At 33.4% G+C, this 20,446-nt stretch carries 21 protein-coding genes; 17 read left to right on the top strand and 4 right to left on the bottom strand.

All coding sequences use genetic code 11. The features are described from left to right. Positions 1-162: 162 nt before the first annotated feature. The 9 genes from NSQ08_RS17120 to NSQ08_RS17080 all read left to right on the top strand — a co-directional run bounded on the left by NSQ08_RS17120 (position 163) and on the right by NSQ08_RS17080 (position 7,283). On the top strand, positions 163-1,572 hold the full coding sequence (locus NSQ08_RS17120) for a glycoside hydrolase family 1 protein (RefSeq protein WP_340777234.1): 1,410 nt from the start codon (positions 163-165) through the stop codon (positions 1,570-1,572). A gap of 30 nt (positions 1,573-1,602) precedes the next feature. Then, entirely contained in the window at positions 1,603-2,310 is a 708-nt protein-coding gene (locus NSQ08_RS17115) for a GntR family transcriptional regulator (protein ID WP_113769736.1), read from the top strand. 194 nt (positions 2,311-2,504) lie between these two features. After that, a complete protein-coding gene (locus tag NSQ08_RS17110; protein WP_002033711.1) occupies positions 2,505-2,699 on the top strand; it encodes a hypothetical protein in 195 nt (64 codons plus the stop codon). Positions 2,700-2,731: 32 nt separating this feature from the next. Further along, positions 2,732-3,412 (top strand): bacillithiol biosynthesis deacetylase BshB2, encoded by a 681-nt coding sequence (gene bshB2 / locus NSQ08_RS17105; protein ID WP_002033712.1) that lies wholly within the window; start codon positions 2,732-2,734, stop codon positions 3,410-3,412. Continuing rightward, the gene (locus NSQ08_RS17100) at positions 3,412-4,209 is read left to right on the top strand and encodes an alpha/beta fold hydrolase (protein ID WP_340777225.1); all 798 of its coding nucleotides are present in this window, start codon (positions 3,412-3,414) and stop codon (positions 4,207-4,209) included. Before bshB2 ends, NSQ08_RS17100 begins: the two co-directional genes overlap by 1 nt. Before the next feature lie 67 nt (positions 4,210-4,276). After that, positions 4,277-5,710 carry a MocR-like pyridoxine biosynthesis transcription factor PdxR gene (gene pdxR, locus NSQ08_RS17095; protein ID WP_002088019.1) on the top strand — a complete coding sequence of 478 codons (1,434 nt, stop codon included), beginning with the start codon at positions 4,277-4,279 and terminating at the stop codon, positions 5,708-5,710. A 33-nt stretch (positions 5,711-5,743) separates the two neighbouring features. Next, on the top strand, positions 5,744-6,100 hold the full coding sequence (locus NSQ08_RS17090; protein ID WP_002190466.1) for a CidA/LrgA family holin-like protein: 357 nt from the start codon (positions 5,744-5,746) through the stop codon (positions 6,098-6,100). Between the two features lie 23 nt (positions 6,101-6,123). Further along, a complete protein-coding gene (locus tag NSQ08_RS17085; protein ID WP_016100781.1) occupies positions 6,124-6,795 on the top strand; it encodes an LrgB family protein in 672 nt (223 codons plus the stop codon). Positions 6,796-6,860: 65 nt separating this feature from the next. Further along, the gene (locus NSQ08_RS17080; protein ID WP_002088014.1) at positions 6,861-7,283 is read left to right on the top strand and encodes a YfmQ family protein; all 423 of its coding nucleotides are present in this window, start codon (positions 6,861-6,863) and stop codon (positions 7,281-7,283) included. 27 nt (positions 7,284-7,310) lie between these two features. On the opposite strand, the gene NSQ08_RS17075 is transcribed toward NSQ08_RS17080, so the two are convergent. After that, complete coding sequence (locus NSQ08_RS17075) at positions 7,311-7,712, bottom strand: CBO0543 family protein (RefSeq protein ID WP_044442960.1); 402 nt, start codon at positions 7,710-7,712, stop codon at positions 7,311-7,313. After that, positions 7,687-8,865, bottom strand: a complete 1,179-nt coding sequence (locus NSQ08_RS17070; RefSeq protein ID WP_340777217.1) for a DUF2515 domain-containing protein — start codon at positions 8,863-8,865, stop codon at positions 7,687-7,689. The genes NSQ08_RS17075 and NSQ08_RS17070 overlap by 26 nt, the downstream gene beginning before the upstream one ends. Positions 8,866-9,332: 467 nt before the next feature. Between NSQ08_RS17070 and NSQ08_RS17065 the strand changes: the two genes are divergently transcribed. From NSQ08_RS17065 to NSQ08_RS17050, 4 genes are read left to right on the top strand one after another with little or no spacing between them, the layout of a single operon-like run. Next, positions 9,333-10,319 carry a UDP-N-acetylglucosamine 4,6-dehydratase family protein gene (locus tag NSQ08_RS17065; protein WP_340777214.1) on the top strand — a complete coding sequence of 329 codons (987 nt, stop codon included), beginning with the start codon at positions 9,333-9,335 and terminating at the stop codon, positions 10,317-10,319. Continuing rightward, a complete protein-coding gene (locus NSQ08_RS17060; protein WP_002128673.1) occupies positions 10,316-11,224 on the top strand; it encodes an NAD-dependent epimerase/dehydratase family protein in 909 nt (302 codons plus the stop codon). Before NSQ08_RS17065 ends, NSQ08_RS17060 begins: the two co-directional genes overlap by 4 nt. Further along, positions 11,224-11,568, top strand: a complete 345-nt coding sequence (locus NSQ08_RS17055; RefSeq protein WP_340777210.1) for a DUF6572 domain-containing protein — start codon at positions 11,224-11,226, stop codon at positions 11,566-11,568. The genes NSQ08_RS17060 and NSQ08_RS17055 overlap by 1 nt, the downstream gene beginning before the upstream one ends. A gap of 48 nt (positions 11,569-11,616) precedes the next feature. Then, positions 11,617-12,681: an undecaprenyldiphospho-muramoylpentapeptide beta-N-acetylglucosaminyltransferase gene (locus NSQ08_RS17050; protein WP_340777207.1), complete on the top strand. Its 1,065-nt coding sequence runs from the start codon at positions 11,617-11,619 to the stop codon at positions 12,679-12,681. 107 nt (positions 12,682-12,788) lie between these two features. Here NSQ08_RS17050 and NSQ08_RS17045 read toward each other — a convergent pair whose 3' ends face one another. Then, a complete protein-coding gene (locus tag NSQ08_RS17045; RefSeq protein ID WP_340777203.1) occupies positions 12,789-15,509 on the bottom strand; it encodes a putative bifunctional diguanylate cyclase/phosphodiesterase in 2,721 nt (906 codons plus the stop codon). Between the two features lie 427 nt (positions 15,510-15,936). Here NSQ08_RS17045 and NSQ08_RS17040 point away from each other — a divergent pair, with 427 nt between their 5' ends. Both NSQ08_RS17040 and NSQ08_RS17035 read left to right on the top strand, forming a co-directional pair. Beyond that, positions 15,937-16,326: a VOC family protein gene (locus tag NSQ08_RS17040; protein ID WP_002014647.1), complete on the top strand. Its 390-nt coding sequence runs from the start codon at positions 15,937-15,939 to the stop codon at positions 16,324-16,326. A 224-nt stretch (positions 16,327-16,550) separates the two neighbouring features. Further along, on the top strand, positions 16,551-17,126 hold the full coding sequence (locus tag NSQ08_RS17035; RefSeq protein ID WP_002142816.1) for a histidine phosphatase family protein: 576 nt from the start codon (positions 16,551-16,553) through the stop codon (positions 17,124-17,126). A gap of 67 nt (positions 17,127-17,193) precedes the next feature. On the opposite strand, the gene NSQ08_RS17030 is transcribed toward NSQ08_RS17035, so the two are convergent. After that, positions 17,194-17,838, bottom strand: a complete 645-nt coding sequence (locus tag NSQ08_RS17030) for a YczE/YyaS/YitT family protein (RefSeq protein WP_002190457.1) — start codon at positions 17,836-17,838, stop codon at positions 17,194-17,196. A 182-nt stretch (positions 17,839-18,020) separates the two neighbouring features. Between NSQ08_RS17030 and pepT the strand changes: the two genes are divergently transcribed. Both pepT and NSQ08_RS17020 read left to right on the top strand, forming a co-directional pair. Then, a complete protein-coding gene (pepT, locus tag NSQ08_RS17025) occupies positions 18,021-19,253 on the top strand; it encodes a peptidase T (protein WP_012261523.1) in 1,233 nt (410 codons plus the stop codon). A 101-nt stretch (positions 19,254-19,354) separates the two neighbouring features. Then, on the top strand, positions 19,355-20,419 hold the full coding sequence (locus NSQ08_RS17020) for a lactonase family protein (protein WP_340777193.1): 1,065 nt from the start codon (positions 19,355-19,357) through the stop codon (positions 20,417-20,419). The last annotated feature ends 27 nt before the right edge of the window (positions 20,420-20,446 follow it).

Here is a 20,446-nt window from a genome sequence, read left to right as displayed (position 1 = left end):
TGTTTTCTAAAAATTAACATCAAATATAGTTTTACATATCGTATGTTCATGATAGAAAAAAATCGAAACTTAAGCTAAAATTACTACATATAAAATTTGTACCTATAAATTTTATATGTAGTAATGAATTTGATTTGTTGTAATGAAACGGAGGTATATATTATGAAGTTTCCACATGATTTTTTATTCGGAGCTGCTTCAGCTTCTTATCAAGTAGAAGGTGCATGGAATGAGGATGGAAAAGGTATTACGAATTGGGATGAGTTTTCAAAAATTCCTGGCAAAACATACGATGGAACAAATGGTGATGTAGCGGTTGATCATTATCATCGATATAAGGAAGATGTTCGTTTAATGGCTGAGATGGGATTGGAATCGTATCGTTTTTCGATTTCTTGGGCGAGAATATTGCCGACTGGAGATGGAGAGGTAAATGAAAAAGGAATTGAATTTTATAATAATTTAATTGATGAATGTTTAAAGTACGGGATTGTACCGTTTGCCACTTTATATCATTGGGATCTACCATTACCGTTAGAAAAAGATGGTGGGTGGACGAATAAACGAACAGCAGAGGCTTTTGTAAAGTATGCAGAAATTTGCTTTAAGGCATTTGGTGATAGAGTGAAACATTGGATTACTTTTAATGAAACAGTGATGTTTTGTGGATTAGGCTATTTAAAAGGTGCACATCCACCAGGAATACAAAATGATGTTCCAAAGTATTTTCAAGCGACTCATTATGTATTTTATGCGCATGCGAAAATAGTTGCGGTGTACAAGCAGCTGAAACAGTATGGGGAGATAGGGATTACACATGTTTTCTTACCTGCTTATAGTGTGGATGATCAAAAAGAAAATATACTAGCAGCAAATCATGCGAATGAATATGAAACGTATTGGTACTACGATCCAGTTTTAAAAGGTGAGTATCCGTCTTATGTTGTACAACAATTAAAGGAAAATGGGTGGACTCCTAATTGGACGGTTGAAGAATTAGAAATCATTAAACAAAATGCCGAAAAAAATGATTTTATCGGCTTGAATTATTATCAGCCAATACGAGTAGAAAGATATGATATGGATATAAAGAGCGAGGAGCATTCTCGAGAAAACTCAACACTTGCTCCAGGTAATCCTTCTTTTGATGGTTTTTATCGAACAGTAAAAATGGATGATAAAACATATACCAAATGGGGTTGGGAAATATCTCCCGAAGGTTTCTTAGATGGATTGCATATGTTGAAAGCGCGTTACGGTGACATAAAGATGTATGTAACGGAAAATGGACTTGGTGATGAAGATCCAATCATTGACGGAGAAATTGTAGATGTTCCGCGAATTAAATTTATTGAAGAGCATTTAAAAGTAATGAAGTGTGCAATTCAAGAGGGAATTAATTTAAAAGGTTATTATGCATGGTCAGTTATTGATTTGTTAAGTTGGTTAAATGGATATAAAAAGCAATATGGCTTTATTTTTGTCGATCATAATGATAACTTAAAACGTAAGAAGAAACTTTCGTTTCATTGGTATAAACATGTGATCGAAACGAGAGGAGAAGAGTTATAACAGATAAAAGAGTATTTTAGGAGAAAGTGTATGAGTGCAAAGTATAAACAAATTGCAGATGTGTTAGAGCAAAACATTCGAGATGGGCTTTTTAATGAAACGAAAAAATTACCTACAGAAGAAGCGTTGATGAATCGATTTGAAGTAAGCCGTAATACGATACGTAAAGTAATTAGTCAACTTGTGAATAGAGGTTATATTTTTCAAGTGCAAGGTAGTGGTATGTTTTTACGTGAAACTTCTGTAACAGATTACATTAATTTAGGAAGTTTACGTGGATTAACGAAAAATCTCGTTTCACAAAATATTGAAACGAAAGTGCTAGAGATTGAAGTAATAGAGGCAAATGAAGAGATAGTAGAACGGATGCAATGTGAGATTGGAACTAGACTATATTTTTTGAAGCGTTTAAGAATTGTAGACGGTAAACCATTCTCTATTGAAGTAAGTTATTTCAAAAAAGATATCATTCCTTATTTGAATGAAGAAATAGCATTAAGTTCTGTATACAGTTATTTCATTGAGGATTTACGATTAAATATTGGCTTTGCCGATAAAGTTATTAGTTGTGAAAAAATAAATAAAGAAAATGCAAAGCTTTTAGAACTAAATGTAGGTGATCCAGCGCTTCTTATTGAAAATACAGTTTATCTTGTAAATGGAACAATTTTCGAGCTATCTCAATCAATGTTTCATTATGAAAAGACCAAACTTTTAAATCGAATTAATTTTAATTGAAAATGAATATAAGTAGCCTTGTAAAAAAGCAACTGGTCCTAAGTGAGCAGTTGCTTTTTATTTTTAAAGTGGATGAGCAAAAAAACACAAAAGTGGTTGGTCCGTTTTTTACAAACTTCTATTATGATAAGAGAAGAAAGGTAGTATTTTATTCATGCTATTAAAATAGACTGGCCTTAGAGAGGTGGAAGACAATGAGTTTTGCGATTTCACTAGTTGTTATTATTGTAGTTGTATCACTGTTTGGGACCGTACTAGTCGCACGAAATGTAGAGGAGAATTACGGTAAGTCTACAAAGAGGAATGTGAAAAACTTATCCGCTATCTATGTCATTCTTCTTTTAGTGCTTCTTGTAGGAGTTACTTGGTATGCGGTCGTTATTTTATAAAGTTTGTATATGATGAAGGAGTTAATATATTGATGAAAAATGAGCGCCACGTTTTAGTTGTTTTCCCGCATCCGGATGATGAGTCGTATTGCGTGGCTGGAACAATTTTGGCTTATACTGAGCAGAAAGTCCCTCTTACTTATGTTTGCTTAACACTTGGTGAAATGGGGAGAGCGATGGGGAATCCACCTTTTGCAACTCGTGAATCTTTATATACAATTAGAGAGAAAGAGTTAAAGCGAGCTACAAATATTTTAGGGATTGAAGATTTACGTATGATGGGATATCGTGATAAAACTCTTGAATTTGAAGAGCCTGGAAAATTAAGAAGCTTGATTCAAAACTGTATTGAAGAATTGGATCCTTCTGTAGTTATTTCTTTCTATCCTGGGTATGCAGTTCATCCGGATCACGATGCAACTGGGGAAGCAGTAGTAGAGGCCTTAGCTAATATTTCGGAAAGTAAACGACCAGCCTTTTATGCTGTAGCTTTTTCGAAAAATCATGAAGACGAAATAGGACCTCCAGATTTTAAAAATGAAGTGAAAAAATATGTTCCGAAAAAATTGGAAGCATTACGAGCACATGCATCACAATTTACAACTAAAGTGGATGAGCTGGAAAGGGAGTATGAAGACGGTATTTCAGGCACAGTTGAGTGGTTAGAAAGAGAACCGTTTTGGATATATTCATTCAAAGATAAAAATATGTGATGCTACATCTGAAGGTGATGAATATGTATTTTGAATATAAGAATCGAAAGATTTTTTACAATATAGAAGGATCGGGTCCTGTCATATTGTTTTTACACGGTCTTGGAGGAAATTCGAATAATTGGTTATATCAAAGAAAATACTTCAAGAAGACATGGACCGTAATCTCACTCGATTTACCTGGGCATGGGAAATCCGAAGGGATGGAAATTAGTTTTAAAGAATATTCAAATGTTTTATATGAGTTATGTAATCATTTAAAGTTAAAATCAGTAACAATTTGTGGTCTTTCAAAAGGAGCTAGAGTGGGTATCGATTTTGCTATTCAATATCCACGTTTTGTTTCTAGCTTAATTGTTGTAAATGCATTTCCCTATTTAGAACCGGCAGATCGTAAAGAACGACTTGAAGTATATGATTTACTTAGCTTGCAGGATAAAGGGAAAACTTGGGCTGATACGTTATTGAGAGCAATGGGAGTAGAAGATAATGATGCAATTGTCCGAGGATTTCATCAATCCCTACAAACGATTCATCCGACGCATATTCAAAGGCTATTCGCTGAATTAGTTGATTACGATCAAAGACCATACATCTCTAACATTGCATGTCCTGCATTAATAATACGAGGAGAGAATGATTATTTTGTTCCGGAAAAGTATGTGAGAGAATTTGAAAAACACCTGAGAAACGTGACTTTCGTTGAGTTGAAAAATAGTGGGCACTTGCCTTATTTAGAACAGCCTACTAGCTTTAATGTGACGGTAGAGGCATTTTTAAATCATGCGCTTGATTAATACCATTTTTGCAGTGAATACTGTTATTAATGAGTTCAGGACACCAGCTTGGAGAGGAGGGAACTAAATGGAATGGCAACCGAATCGTGAAGATAAGATACCAGTTTATAAACAAATTGCTGATTACATTGAAAGAGGCATTTCTACCGGTGAATTCCCTTCTGATAGAAAATTACCTTCCGAGCGTATGTTAGCACAGAATTTACAAGTGAACCGGAGTACGGTCGTAGCTGCTTATGAGGAATTGAAATCACTTGGGGTAGTAGAACGGAAAAAAGGAAGCGGCACTCGGGTGAATACAGATATATGGGGTGTGTCACATAAACGAATACCGAACTGGGGTAGGTACGTTGAGGATGGATCGTTCTTACCTAATGTACCACTTGTTCAACAAATTCGAACGGAAACACAAAAAGATGATTTAATCAATTTAGCGAGTGGTGAATTGTCATCAGATTTAATTCCGAGTGATAGATTTCGAACAATTTTGTCGGAGAAAACATTTATGGGAAATCTCGGTTATGACCATCCGCTTGGAAATGAAATGTTGCGAAAAACCATTGCGGCACATGTCGAGCAATATAAACAAATAGAAGCAGATTCAAGCTCTATTCTTATTACATCTGGAGCTCAGCAAGCACTTAATCTTATCGTTCAATGTTTGTTAAAGCCTGGAGATGCGATTGCAATTGAGGATCCCTCCTATTGTTATTCACTTCCGATGTTTAAATCAGCAGGTTTAAAAATATTCCGTTTACCAGTTGATCAGCATGGTATGAATCCAGATGACTTAATCGATTTGCACAAAAAGCATCGCATTCGTATGGTGTTTTTAAATCCGGATTATCAAAATCCAACTGGAACGGTACTTTCATTGGCAAGACGTAAAAAGGTTTTAGAACTATCTTCTGAATTTGGTATACCGATTGTAGAAGATGATCCGTATAGTTTGACTTCTTTTAATGGAGAAGTGAATCCAACATTGAAATCGATGGATCAAAATGGGAATGTTCTTTATGTGAGCTCATTATCAAAAATTGTTGCATCAGGATTACGTATTGGTTGGGTAATTGGCCCCACGCGCGTAATTGAGAGATTGGCAGATGCGAAGCAGCAAGTTGATTTCGGTCATAGTGTATTTACACAGTGGGTAGCGAACCAATTTTTAGAATCTGAGGATTTTCATACGCATATTACGATGCTCCGTGGACAACTGAAACAAAGAAGAGATGAGTTAATTAGAAAGCTTGAAGAAATATTAGGGGATCAGATTGAATTTTTTGTTCCTGAGGGCGGAATACATTTATGGTGCAAAGTGCAAGGAACGTTTGATGAATATCATTTACTAGGTGAATCTATACAAAATGGTGTAGCATTTGTCCCAGGAAGCGTCCTAGGTTCGAAAAGTGAATATATCCGATTTACTTTTGGCAGAGCGAATGTAGAACAAATTCAGCTTGGAGTTACAAGGTTTGCGGAAACATTAAATGAGATTTCATAATAGCGAAGCGTAATATGGAAATGAGGGAAAGAAATGAAGTACGTGACGCTTTTACTTCAAGTAGGCGTGCTATATGTGTTTAGCTTAGCTGGTACGTGGATTCAAGGAGTATTCCATCTGTCGATGCCAGGAAGTTTAATAGGGATGTTAATATTGTTTCTACTCCTTTCTACTCGTATTTTTCCATTAAAGTGGTTTGAGGTAGGGGCAGAAAAGTTAATAGTATTTTTACCGTTATTTCTAATTCCTTCGACAACAGGATTAATGGAATATGGATCTTTTCTTTTAAGTAAGGGGAGTGTTATATTCCTTTTAGTAATTGCAAGTACGGTAGTAACATTGATTGTTTCAGGGTATGTAAGTCAATTATTAGTAACATCAAAAAAATAAAATCGACAAGGTGCACGATTCAAATGGTCTTAATTATTATTACTGTAGTAATTTATTTATTGGCGACAAAGTTATATAAAAAATTTACGTTTCCATTTACGTTACCGGTATTAACAGTTACAGCAATTATGATTTGCTTATTTTTGATATTTGGTATTTCTCATCATGAGTATAAGGAAAATGGGGGAGACATTCTTTCAGGTTTTTTGAGTCCTGCAATTGTAGCGTTAGCCATACCTCTATTTAAAGAGCGAAAGATACTTATGAAAAACTTTTTAGCAATACTAATCGGCGTAGTGATAGGTATAGTCGCTTTAACGAGTATGAATATAGTGATTGGTGGAATTTTAAATATAGATAAGGAACTTATATTAACAACTTTACCACAATTAGCGACAATGCCTATTGCCATTTCATTAGCGGATCAAATTGGTGGCATTCCATCTATGACTTCTAGTTTTGTAGTTGTTGCAGGAATAACAGGTGCTATTATCGGACCGACAGTACTTAAGTTTTTCCGTATAACAAGTACGATTGGAAAAGGAGTGGGTATGGGCTGCGCATCACATATTATTGGTGTGAGCCGTCTAGTGAAAGAAGGAGAGAAAGAGGCAACTATCGGTTCGGTAACGATGATTGTAACAGGGATACTTATTAGTATATTAGTACCTTATGGAGTGAAATTTTTATTTTGAAAATTAATGAATCGTAATAAGGAGTATAACACTACTCATTTTAGAGCGTAATGGAGATGATTAAAATGACAACATGGTTTATAGTTACATTATTTATTTTTGGTGCTCTTAAAGTACTAGTTTCTAGTATGCCAACTTCTGTTGTAGAATCAATTATTAGTAGATTTGAGTTACACCAAAAACTTGATGAGGAAAATACTACTGTAACGGTAGATGGGGAAAGTATAGAAGGAGAAATGAAACTTCAAGTTATTCATGAATTTAACGAGGCTTTATTTTTAGATAAACATTATTTTCCGCCGCAGGGGAATGGTACACCGATAGTCATGGAGACGAAGAAAGGAAAAAGAGAGATTAGATTTTCTATATATAGCTACGAGGAACACGTTGATGTAGTAAAGCAATATAAGAAGAAAGTAGTTGCATATCGTTTGCGATCAAAAAGCCTTCAAAGTCGTTCAGTAGCAGTAACTGAAGATTACGCTTAAGGAGAGACCGTTATTATAACGGTCTCTTTATTTTTGCATCCAAGTATATAATTTCCAAATAAGAGAAAAGAAAATGATATATCCAAATAAAGAATAAGCATGATGCCAATTCCCGTTATGTACAAATAAACCTAACCTCTCAGCAACTTGTTCAAAAATACTAGCACAAAGCCCTATTAAAATAATAAATAGAGTTCTAGAAACTGCAGATAATGTTTTTGAAATTTGTATGAAAATGATTGTTAAAATTGGTAGCACAAACAACGTAAAGCCTATGTTAACTGAAAATATAGATGAGAAAGGTCTAACTGGAAAGGAATATATTTGTGTATGCACAAAGAAAGCATCTAAGCAAGTTCCAATAATAGAAGAAAGTAAGACTGTAACTAATAATGCTAAAAAATCATTCTTCTTCTCGAAGGAGGACATTTTTCTTTGCGAGAATTGCGAGTTCAATTTTTTCGAGTGTTTTGCAGTAGTCTTCTGTAATTTGTCCATTTATATTTTCCTCCTTATCAACTAAATAATTTACAACTTGCCAATCGTTAAACCAATCTTCATTTTCAACTTCTTCATGTTTCATATCCCGCCATGCATAGATGAGTGCAGGGCTGTATATACGATACGCGTCACTACGTAACTGGCATTTCTTTATTCGGCGTTTATAAAACTCACGCGAAAAAGATTCATTTACACTAGAAAATAAATGAGGCCAGTAATCTTTTCTTGAGCCTGTATGTGGATGGTGATGGACCCAGTTTATTATTTGAGATAAAATATGTGTATCCCGAAATAACAATGAATACAACCGTTTTCCAAGTGAAATTCGTTCATGCAAAGAAGTGAAATGTTTCATTGTATCACCAAATAGTAATACTTTTTGCTTTTTATCATTTTCGTAAAATGGGAAAAGGATATGATTAAACTGAAAAAAATCAAAGAGTTTAAATCCAATACTATTTAATACAGTCTTTTTAAAGTGTGCATTTTGAATAACTCTTTTTTCTAAGTAGTTTTGTTCATTAACAATAGTTGCGATCGCTAATGTTTTTTTGTTACCTGTTTTCCAAAAATAGTTCCACATTGTTTCCATAAATGTAGAAACATTTAAGTGAGTGAGAAGGTGAAATAGCTTTTTTGATTTTTTTACACTTTGCTCATATAGTAAAAATTGAGGATATACATCTTGGAAAATGAGCCAATTTCCTCTTTCTAAAAAAGAGAAAAATGTAATTTGATCTTTCTCGGATAAAAGCCTCGTATATAAATCTCCCTTTAAATCTGTCATATTCCAGCCACCGTTACGTGATACGATATGCCCAAGTAGTGCCCAATGTATTTCTGGATATTGAATGTAAAATTGGTAGTATGCACGTGTTCTTGTGACGTTATTTTTATTTAGTTCTTTTGTCTGAGCTTTAATTTTATCGATGATAAGTTGCTCTTCTTTCGTTAATTTATATATGGTAACAGAAGAGATGAGATCGCTTTTTTGTTGTAACTCGTTTTTTACGTCGAATAGGGAGAGAGGGAGTGCTTTTGAGAATTCTTTAGACGTATTGTTTGAATTGCTTTGGTACATTTCATTACCTCCCTTTTCTATGAGTTTAAATGTGGTATTGGTTATGAATCATTCCATTTATCCCGCTATTAACGAGCAGTAAGACTCCCATCTCAAAAGTCGGCTAAAGCAAAGAAGTTAGGTGAGGGTGGGGCTGCTCGTAAAAGCCCGATTGATTCAACTAATAATCAGTGGGGGATGGACAAAATCCCCACTAATTAAAGTTTCACTTTATTTTATTACGAGTATAAGAAATAAATGAGCGGTGTTTTTTAAACCAGTAATATAGTTATCATTCAAACAGTATAAAGAAAATCTAATTGCTAAGAAGTGAAATGAAAAACAGAAACTATTAAAAAATAGTTTCTGTTTTTTTATTTTGTCAATTAAATGTAACAAACGACGATTATGATTTGAATCAATTGAAAATAATTCAATAACCTTAATAAATACAATTTGAATTGAAATGTATGGTAGGAGGAAAAGGAATGCTTAATAAAATAATTTTAATTACTGGTGGTACAGGTTCGTGGGGACATGAACTTATAAAACAACTATTAGAAAAATCACCGAAAGAAATTAGAGTTTTTTCAAGGAATGAAACGGTTCAGTTTGAAATGCAGCAACAGTTTATAAATGAAGAGAGATTGAAATTTATTATTGGAGATATTCGTGATAAAGAGCAACTAGTATATGCTTGGCAAGGTGTACATTATGTATTTCATCTTGCAGCTTTAAAGCATGTTCCAGTATGTGAATATTATCCTTATGAAGCTATAAAAACAAATATACATGGTACGCAAAATGTAATTGAAGCATCTATCCAGAATCAAGTTGAGAAAGTTATATATGTTTCAACTGATAAAGCGGCCGATCCATCAAATACGTATGGGATGACAAAAGCAATTGGTGAAAAATTAATGGTTCATGCGAATGTGCAAACGAAGAAAACAAAATTCATTTGTGTTCGTGGCGGAAATGTTTTAGGAACGAGTGGAAGTGTGGTACCGCTTTTTAAAAAGCAAATTAAGCAATCTTCAAAAGTAGGGATTACCGATGCAAATATGACTAGATTTTTCTTAACCATTGAAGATGCTGTTGGATTGTTATTTAAAGCAGCATCTGAAGGAAGAGGAGGAGAAATCTTTGTTATGAAAATGCCAGCATGTAAAATAACGGATTTAGCAAGAATATTGATTGAAGATTCAAAAAAAGAAAACGTGAAGATAAAAGAGGTAGGGATAAGACCTGGTGAAAAATTAAGTGAAATGCTTTTATCTGAGGTAGAGAGTAAAACAAGTATTAGTTTTGATCAAAATTATTTTGTGGTACTACCGACTATTCCTATAGAAGGACTTCAAGAATATTATGCTAGTTATCCGCTTGTGGATGTGAAGAGTTTTAGTTCTCAACAAGACTTACTTACAAAACATGAGGTGAAACAAATGTTAGAAAAAGGAGGGTTTTTACGATGAAAAGAAATGCGAGCCTTTTAATAACTGGTGCAAATGGCTTCACAGGACGTCATGCTTGCCAATATTTTTTAGAGCAGGGCTTTCATGTAATTCCTATGTTTCAAAATCGTTCACATAGAGAAAAAATCGAAAATGGTATTACTTGTGATTTAACAAATAAGAGTGAAGTAATGAAGGTAATTAAACAAATAAAACCAGACTATGTATTGCATTTAGCAGGAAGAAACTCAGTTAATGAGTCTTGGACAGCTTCTCTGGAATATATAGAGATTAACGTAATAGGGACTTTATATTTATTAGAAGCCATTAAGCAGGAAGCCTCGCATTGTAAAACATTAGTTATAGGATCTGCATTGCAAGCAGATAGTATGAAAAACATAAAAGTTTCAAATCCATATAGTTTAAGTAAAACTATGCAAGTCATTATTGCGGAGGCTTGGGGCGGATTAATGGATTCAAATATTATCATTGCAAAGCCCTCAAATTTAATTGGTCCAGGAGTATCGAATGGTGTTTGTTCAATTCTCGCAAAAAAAATGATAGATATAGAATCGGGTAGAAGTAAGGCGATTATTGAAGTAAACAGTTTGAAAGATAGTAGAGACTTTCTAGATGTACGTGATGCAGTTAAAGCGTATCATGTGTTATTACGTGATGGTATAAATGGAAAACAATATAATATTGGATCAGGAGTAAAACGCTCTTTATTAGATGTATTGGAACAATATAAAGGATTAACACAGTTGAATTTTACTATAAAAGAAACAGAGAATAGTGAGAGCGGCTCAAATGAAAGTTTAGTATTAGAGGATATAAAAAAGTTAGGTTGGGTTCCAGAAATCCCATTTCAGCAATCATTAAAAGATGTACTTGAGTATGCGAAGTGTAGTGACATCTGCATTTAATGAAAAATATAAAAGGATGTAAGAAATATATGAATTGTTATGAGACTATAAATAATCAAAATATGCTATCGCTTTCGATTGTTGATATGCTGGATTGGAAAGATGAAGAAGAACATGTTTTGCGCATCTATGAGGCGATAAATACATGTCGAGCATATGTGGAAAAGGTTAATCGAAAACCCAAAACAATATATACAGGAACTAGGCCTGTAATCCAAGTCTTTACTCAGTATGAATGTAGTGAGTATGGAAATGATTTTTATGAACTCATCAAAGATCTTTTGCAAGACATAGGTCTGGAGTTAAAGATTTATATAAATCATAGTAAGTTAATGTACATTTGAAAGATTACTATAAAGCTAGACTTTAAATGATAAAGGTGGATATAAGTTATGAATAAAAAGATTCTCTTTACTGGGGGCGGTACAGCCGGACACGTAATGATTAATATGGTATTGATTCCTAAATTTATGGAAAAAGGATGGGGAGTTGAGTATATTGGATCTCAAAATGGAATTGAAAAAGTATTAGTTCAAAATGTTAAGTACAATAGTATTTCAACGGGGAAGCTCCGGAGATATTGGGATTGGGAGAACTTTAAAGATCCTTTTAAAATTATAAAAGGCTGCTTACAAAGTTATAAATTAATTAAGAAAATAAAGCCTGACGTTATCTTTTCGGCAGGAGGATTTGTTTCAGTTCCTGTAGTAATAGGGGCATGGTTAAATAGTGTACCTATCGTAATACGTGAACCAGATAGCACGTTAGGACTTGCAAATAAAATAGCATTACCTTTTGTTACAAAACTATGCACAACATTCCCTCATACAGGGAAGAATGTAAGTAATGAGAAAAAGGTTTATGTAGGACCAATTGTAAGGGAAGAAATTGAGAGAGGTAACGTATTACGAGGAAGAAGGTATTGTGAATTTCAGCAAGATAAACCGGTATTGTTAATAATGGGTGGGAGTCAAGGTGCTAAGTGGATAAATGATATGGTAAGGAAAAGTTTAGATACATTATTATTAAGTTTTAATATTGTTCATATGTGTGGTAAAGGGAAGGTGGATCCTTCTATCGGAATGGAAGGTTATATGCAATTTGAATATATAGGGGAAGAGTTGCCACATATACTGAATATGGCAAGTGTTGTAGTTTCCAGGGCTGGTTCTACTGCTATTTCTGAATTGTTATTTTTGAAGAAACCGATGTTGCTTATTCCGTTAACTAATGGTTCCAGTAGAGGGGATCAAGTTTTAAATGCTGACTATTTTTCTAGGCAAGGATATGCGGAAGTATTACTTCAAGATAGAATAAGCACCAGTACATTTACAGATGTGGTAAATAAGTTGTATGTAAATAAGGAGAGATATATTCAAAACATGAATGGATTTAAGAAAACAAATGAGGAGGGAATTCATCAATTAATAGATTTAATAAATGAAGTAGTTAAATAATAAAAAAAGGAAAGAAATTATTTTCTTTCCTTTTTACTATAGTTGTTCAAATTCATTATTACCTATAACGATTACATTCCGTATAGAGTTATAGGCATTTTGATTTACTATGGACGAATACCGTTTTCTAACAGCTTAGTAAATGCATTGGCATAAATAGGTTTACTGTAATAGTAACCTTGAATAAACTGACATTTATTTTTTTGAAGGAAATTTACGTGTTCTTTCGTTTCTACGCCTTCAGCAATGACAGACATTCCTAATGTATTTGCTAATGTGATGATTGTTTTAATGATTTCCATTCCATCTTCACACGTTTCAGACATTGTAATAAATTCTCTTGGGATTTTTAACGTATCGATTGGATATAAAGGTAAGTAGGCTAGGGAAGAATAGCCTGTACCAAAGTCGTCGATTGAAATGTGAATCCCTAAACTTTTTAGTGTACGCAGTTTTATCAATGTTTCTCTCTCATCCATCATTGCAATTCGTTCTGTTAATTCTAGATCAAGGGAACTTGCTGGTAAGCCTGTAGTTGCTAAAGTAGAAGAAATAGATTTTACAAAGCCTTCTTGTTCAAATTCTTTAGCAGATAAATTTACCCCTATTTTTAAATGCGAATATCCCAGTGCGTGCCAACGTTTCATTTGCTCACAAGCCTGCTGTAATGTCCATTTTCCTATTGGAATAATTTGTAGTGTTTCTTCTGCAATCGGAATAAACTCGTATGGAGAAATAACACCTAATTCAGGATGATTCCACCTGATTAAAGCTTCTGCACCGATAATTTTATTAGATTCACTATCAACTTGAGGTTGATACAAAAGGAACAATTCTTCATTTTGTATTGCGTTTGGTAAATCTTTTTCTAATCGTAATCGTCTTTCGATTTTTTTAGCGATTACATCGTCATAAATAGAGACAGAGTTAAGCTCTTTTGCCTTTGCATCATACATTGCAACATTAGCGTTTTTCAGAAGTGTAGCGGTATCGATTCCGGAATGTGGATAAATGGAGATACCGATACTCAGTGATAAAGTTAATTTATGCTCATGTATGACAAACGGCTTTTCCATGCTTTCAAATAATTGGTTACATAACTCGAATAAGGAATCTTCGTCAGTATAGTTTTCAATTAAGATTGTAAACTCATCACCACCGATTCTTGACAGATGAGTATGTGATGGAAGACATGATTGGAAACGTTTTGCTACTTCTTCTAATATGTAATCACCTGACGAATGTCCAAGTGTATCGTTAATTACTTTAAAGCGATCTAAATCTAAATATAATAATGCAAACTCACTTTGTGTTGTTTGAGCATTTTTTATAAATTTTCTTAACTTCCTATGGAAAAAGGATCGGTTCCCAATTTTCGTTACAGTATCGTGGAATGCTAAATATTTTATTTCTTCTTGTTGTTTTTTTAGTGCGGTAATATCCTTTACCATAATATAGCTTCCTGAAATTTGTCCATCTATCATAATAGGAACGATGGTAACGTATAAAAAATAAGTAAAGCCATCTTTATATTGAGAACTAAGTTGTAAGGATGCTGATTCTTGTTGTTTAACTTTTTCTAATGCAGATATCAGTTTATGTTTATCTGCATCTAAAATAATAGAAAAACATGTCTCACCAAGTAACTCGTTCGTTGGTGCTCCAAGTAGTATGCTTCCTGCTTTATTTACATTTAAGAATATTCCATTTAAATCAATCGTAAAAATGGGATCAGGATGATATTCATATAATGATTTGAATTTTTGTTGTTTCTGAGATAGGGCCTCTGATTTATGGACTAAATCAAAAGTTCTTAAAGTAACTTTTTCTTCTAGTTGAGCATTAAATACTTGTAAACGTTTTGTTAGGGTGTCGTTTTGCATACGCACAATAGAATGGCGAATAAGTACGAAAACAAAAGCGATACAATTTCCTGTAATGAGAGTTGAAGACGATGTTTGTTCTTTTAATGTAAACCCGATTAGTATTGCAACAGCAAGATAGGGAAATACGACTAATACTTTTTTTCCTAGTATAGGGTTTACAATGAAATAATTTTTATGGCTATTATCATCTTCTGAAATAGACCCAGCTATTGCGATAAGCAATATAGGTATTCTATATAAAAGACGTAAAAATGTTATAGTGTCAGTTGATAAATGGGTATTTAAGTAAAAATAAATATAGTTAAAAGTTGCAGAACTAATCAATACAAAAATAAAGATATAAATTTTCCGCTTGGACTTAAAAATTGTTGGGCGGAAAAAGAGACTAACACCTAGTAGAAGAAATAATAGATCTGCAATTGGATATAGAAATGAAAGGAAAATATCTCCGAGTGAAAGTGAGAATATATTTAAATTTGGCTGATTAAATAAATACCATTCTAATGTGAATATGGAAGTAAGTACTATACATATATCACAAATAAAGAAAGCTCTTTCCCATTTAGTGCATTCTTTTAAGATCTTATAGCAGAAAGCGATAAGGCAGAAGAATAGAAAAAACATGTAAAATACATCAGAAATAGTAAAATGATGTATTGGAAGTTCGAAAAAGGTATCTTGATACGTATATACTACTTTTCCTAATAAAAAACTACCAATTGCAATTGTAATACATATCCAAAAAGGATTTGAACTAACTTTTTTAGAGTATATAGAGTAAATTAGCGATATAAATGTAATGACTTCAACGATGAGTGAAGCGAAGCGTACATTGAAATTTGAAAAATTAGTAGGGAACAGAAAGAAAAACATAAAATAGATTGAATAGCATATTAATGTTGTGATTAATATACATAGCTGTAAATTTTTATTTAATTTCAAAAAGATCACCTTCTTTAAGTATGTACTATATTCGTAATATCTATACATAATAATATTACTTAAGGATTGTATCAGATTTCCTTATAAAAAGCATGCTTATAAGGAAAAAAAACAAGAGTGCAATAATTCTTGAAAATGAAAAAACACTACATTTAATGATTTTTAGTGTATCAAGATTTTAGATGGGAATTGTATATTTAGTCATCCAGTATATTTTAAAGGTTTTTTAGTGCTTTGCAAGTGGAGATGCAAATTTGCATATAAAATGATGGGATTTTCTTTCTAGGTGAGTTTTTGATTGTTATAGGCTAGTAAGTAACACCTTTGTATGTATCTATTTTCATACTAATGAGGGATTTCAAAAATGTTTTAAGTATATACAATAAAATATAGTCATTCATTACGTTTTTAGTATGGGAGGAAAAGCATGAAAAATTGGGTGAAGTTTCGAATAGCACGTCCAACAGATAAGTTTGAAGAGGTTATAGCATTCTATGAAAAAGGATTAGGTTTAAAGCGTATAGGTGAATTTTACGGTCATGAAGGTTACGATGGCGTCATGTTTGGACTACCAGATGAAGAATATCATTTAGAATTTACAAGATATATAGATGGGAGCCCATGTCCAGCTCCAACAAAAGATAACTTACTTGTATTTTACATGCGAGAAGATAGTGAAATGAAAAAAGTGAGTAAAAGGCTGCATACAATGGGGTATGGTGAAGTAGAACCAGAAAATCCGTATTGGAAAGAAAAGGGGATAACGATAGAAGATCCGGATGGTTGGAGAATTGTATTGATGAAAATAGAAGAATGAGGTGTGGCGAAACTAGAGGAGAAAGACGTTTCGAGTTTTGATAGTGTAAAAGAAAATATATATAAGCTTCCTTGAATGGGATAAAATCAAGGGGAAGCTTTTTTGTGAATTTATCTGAAGATTAACATTTGATAATTTGTTCTGGAAAGATATGAAATAAGAACGTATATTCTTATGGGTTGATAGTCATGTCTTTAAAGAGGGATATAGAAAAGGGAGGAATTATGAATACATATATCTATATGGTTAGGCATGGTGAATCGCCAAAATTAGAAGGAAATGAAAGAACACGTGGATTAACTGAGAAGGGAATTTTAGATGCTCAAAGAATAACTGAGATATTAGAAACAGAGGGAATTAATACTTTCATTTCAAGTCCGTATAAGAGGGCTATGTTAACGATAGAAGAGTCAGCGAATCTCCATGAAAAAGAAATGTTAGTATATGAAGATCTTAAAGAGTGTAAGTTTTCAAATGAAAATAAAATTATATCGGATAAGGAAGTGTACCCACTTGTAAAGGAGATGTTTTTTAATCCAGAATATGCACTGACAGATGGAGAGTCATATGCGGATTGTCAGCGAAGAGTAGTGAGAGTGTTAAAAGAAATATTAATGAATTTTCAAGGACATAAAATTGTAATTGGTACACATGGGCTTGTAATGACACTAATGATGAACTATTTTGATAATCAATATGGACTTGAATTTTTAATGAATACATCCAAACCGGATATATATAAGCTAGAATTTAAAGAAGAGCAATTAATGAATGTAGAGAGATTATGGAGAGAAGAATGAAATGGGGTATATGGAGTGTGTTTTAAAAATTACTTTTAAAACACACTCTTTTGCATTAAGTTGAGTTTTAAATATTTTCACTAATACGTTCTTTGTTTTTGTTATTTAAAGTATGTAAGAGTTTTTGAAATACCTTAAATGAATGCTGGAATATTGGACTTTGAATAAAAGTGTATAGAAAAGTTACGATAAAAACAGGACCTCCTAGCATGAATCCAATGACTAGTACAAAGCATTCTACAATGATTCGAGCACGGCTAATAGATAACCCAGTTTTGTCAGAAATGGTAAGCATGAATCCATCGCGTGGTCCAGCACCAATGCCAGCTGCGACGTACATGCCGCCCCCAATTCCTGTAATTGCAATACCAAAAAATAAAATGAGTAAGTTTATCCATAAATAATCACTAGCGTTTGGAAGGATTTTTGATTGTAAGAAAAAGTCCATAATAGGACCGATAAGTAGTGCATTTAAAAATGTGCCCACGTTTATATATTTTCGATCTACTAGTAAAGAGATAAGAACGAGACATAATCCACATATGACACTCCAAGTACCAATTGTCCACCCAAATCGTTGGTAGAGAGCCATATTTAAAACTTCCCAAGGATGTAAACCGAGGAATTTAACTTTGACTGCGAGAGCATTTCCAAGTCCAAAAAAAATTAATCCTAGGAAAAAAAGAAAATAGCGAAAAAGAGTTAGCCTCATCTTTAAAACCTCCCAATATATAATGATGTATATTACATGTTTGAATTTAAATGTACAAATGTTATGTCTTTTTATGATTTATTAAAAATGTAAATGGATATATATTTTCATAGTCAAAAAAGTTAAAATATTTCGTTATAAGGATTATAATAGAGAGAGAACTATAAAAGGAGTGAACGAATTTGAAACAAGAACTTATTGAAAGATTTACGAGATATGTAAAGATTGATACACAATCAAATGAAGAAAGTCATACAGTGCCTACAACACCAGGGCAAATTGAGTTTGGTAAGTTATTAGTGGAAGAGTTGAAAGAGATTGGGTTATCAGAAGTGACGATGGATGAAAAAGGTTACGTAATGGCAACACTGCCTGCTAATACAGATAAGGATGTTCCTGTAATCGGCTTTTTAGCTCATTTAGACACAGCAACAGATTTTACAGGGAAAAACGTAAAACCACAAATTCATGAAAATTTTGATGGTAATGCGATTACGTTAAATGAAGAATTAAATGTTGTGTTAACACCTGAACAGTTCCCGGAATTACCATCATATAAAGGACATACAATTATTACAACTGATGGTACAACACTTCTTGGAGCAGATGATAAAGCTGGTCTTACAGAAATCATGGTCGCAATGAATTATTTAATACATAATCCGCAAATTAAGCATGGAAAAATAAGAGTAGCATTTACACCGGATGAAGAAATTGGCCGTGGACCATCGCATTTTGATGTAGAAGCGTTTGGTGCATCGTTTGCTTATACAATGGACGGAGGTCCATTAGGTGGTTTAGAATATGAGAGTTTTAACGCTGCAAGTGCCAAATTAACTTTTAGAGGGACAAATACACATCCTGGAACAGCGAAAAACAAAATGCGTAACGCAAGTAAACTCGCTATGGAATTCGATAGACAGTTGCCAGTAGAAGAGGCGCCAGAATATACAGAGGGATATGAAGGGTTTTATCATTTACTCTCTTTAAATGGTGATGTCGAGCAAAGTAAAGCTTACTATATTATTCGAGATTTTGATCGTAATCATTTTGAAGCGCGTAAAAATAACATTAAAGATATTGTGAAAAACATGCAAGAGAAGTACGGCGAAGATGCAATCGTTTTAGAGATGAATGATCAGTATTATAATATGCTTGAAAAAATTGAACCGGTGAGAGAAATTGTTGATATTGCGTATGAGGCAATGAAAAGTTTAAATATTGAACCGAATATTCATCCAATTCGCGGTGGAACAGATGGATCGCAATTATCATATATGGGATTACCAACGCCAAATATTTTCACTGGTGGTGAAAACTATCACGGTAAATTTGAGTATGTTTCGGTAGATACTATGGAAAAAGCTGTTCAAGTAATTGTAGAAATCGCAAGACGATTTGAAGAACAAGCTTAAAAAGAGAACCAAGTAGTAATGAAGTGCTACTTGGTTCTTTTCTATAGTAAAAAATACAAAGTGAAACTTGTTACAAGACGTTTGTAAAAGGGGGAAATGTTATGAGTGAAAATCAGTTTCATGGTTATATAGGGACATATACCAAAGCAGAGAGTAAGGGGATTTATAAATTTATACTTGATACGAACATCGGAGAACTTAAAGGGATTGAATTAGCAGCTCATATAGGAAGTCCGACATATGTAACGATTAGTCATAACAACGAGTACCTTTATTCTGTTGTGAAAGATAATGGGTTAGGTGGAATTGCTAGTTTTTCTATTCATAATAAATCCGGTAATCTAAATTCGATTAGCATGCAAGTTTTAGAAGGGGCATCGCCGTGCTATGTAAGTGTGAATCGGGAGAATAGTATAGTAGTAGCAGCTAATTATCATAAAGGAACAGTAGAGTCCTATTTAGTGAAAAAGGATAATGGAAGTTTAAATGCTGCTACGGTAATTGTAGAACATAAAGGGTCAGGACCAAATAAGGAAAGGCAAGAAAAGGCACATGCTCATTATATAGATTTTACTCCTGATGAAAAATATGTAGTAGCAGTTGATTTAGGAATAGACAAGGTGATTACATATAAAGAAAGTGATGGAGAACTAATAGAAGTTACACGGTTATCTGTAAAACATGGTAGTGGTCCAAGGCATCTTATATTTCATCCAAGTGCGCAGTATGCATATGTTATGACAGAATTAAGTTCAGAGATTATTGTACTTCAATATGATGCAAAGAGTGGCAGTTTTAAAGAAAAACAATACATTTCTACATTACCTGAAGATTTTAGAAAAGATAGTTACGGAAGTGCAATTCACATTTCTTCTGATGGCAAGTTTGTTTACGCAGCAAATAGGGGACATAATAGTATCGCGGTTTTCCGAGTGAATGAGCACAATGGAGAGCTCGCTTTTATTGAAACAGTATCGACAGAAGGTGATTGGCCACGTGATTTTTCTTTAGATCCTGATGAAAAATTTTTAATTGCAGCGAATGAAAGATCTAATACTTTGACTTTATTTGCTAGGGATGAAATGACAGGGGAGCTAACGCTTGTACAGACGGACGTAAATGTTCCAGAGCCAGTATGTGTGAAGTTTTTACATGTGAAAAAATAGATAGGTTTCCCTATCTATTTTTTATTA

Source organism: Bacillus sp. FSL E2-8887 (assembly GCF_038007205.1).
Classification (GTDB): Bacteria; Bacillota; Bacilli; order Bacillales; family Bacillaceae_G; genus Bacillus_A; species Bacillus_A mycoides.
Note: the sequence above shows the minus strand (reverse complement) of the source record. Positions and strands in the feature narration are given on the sequence as shown.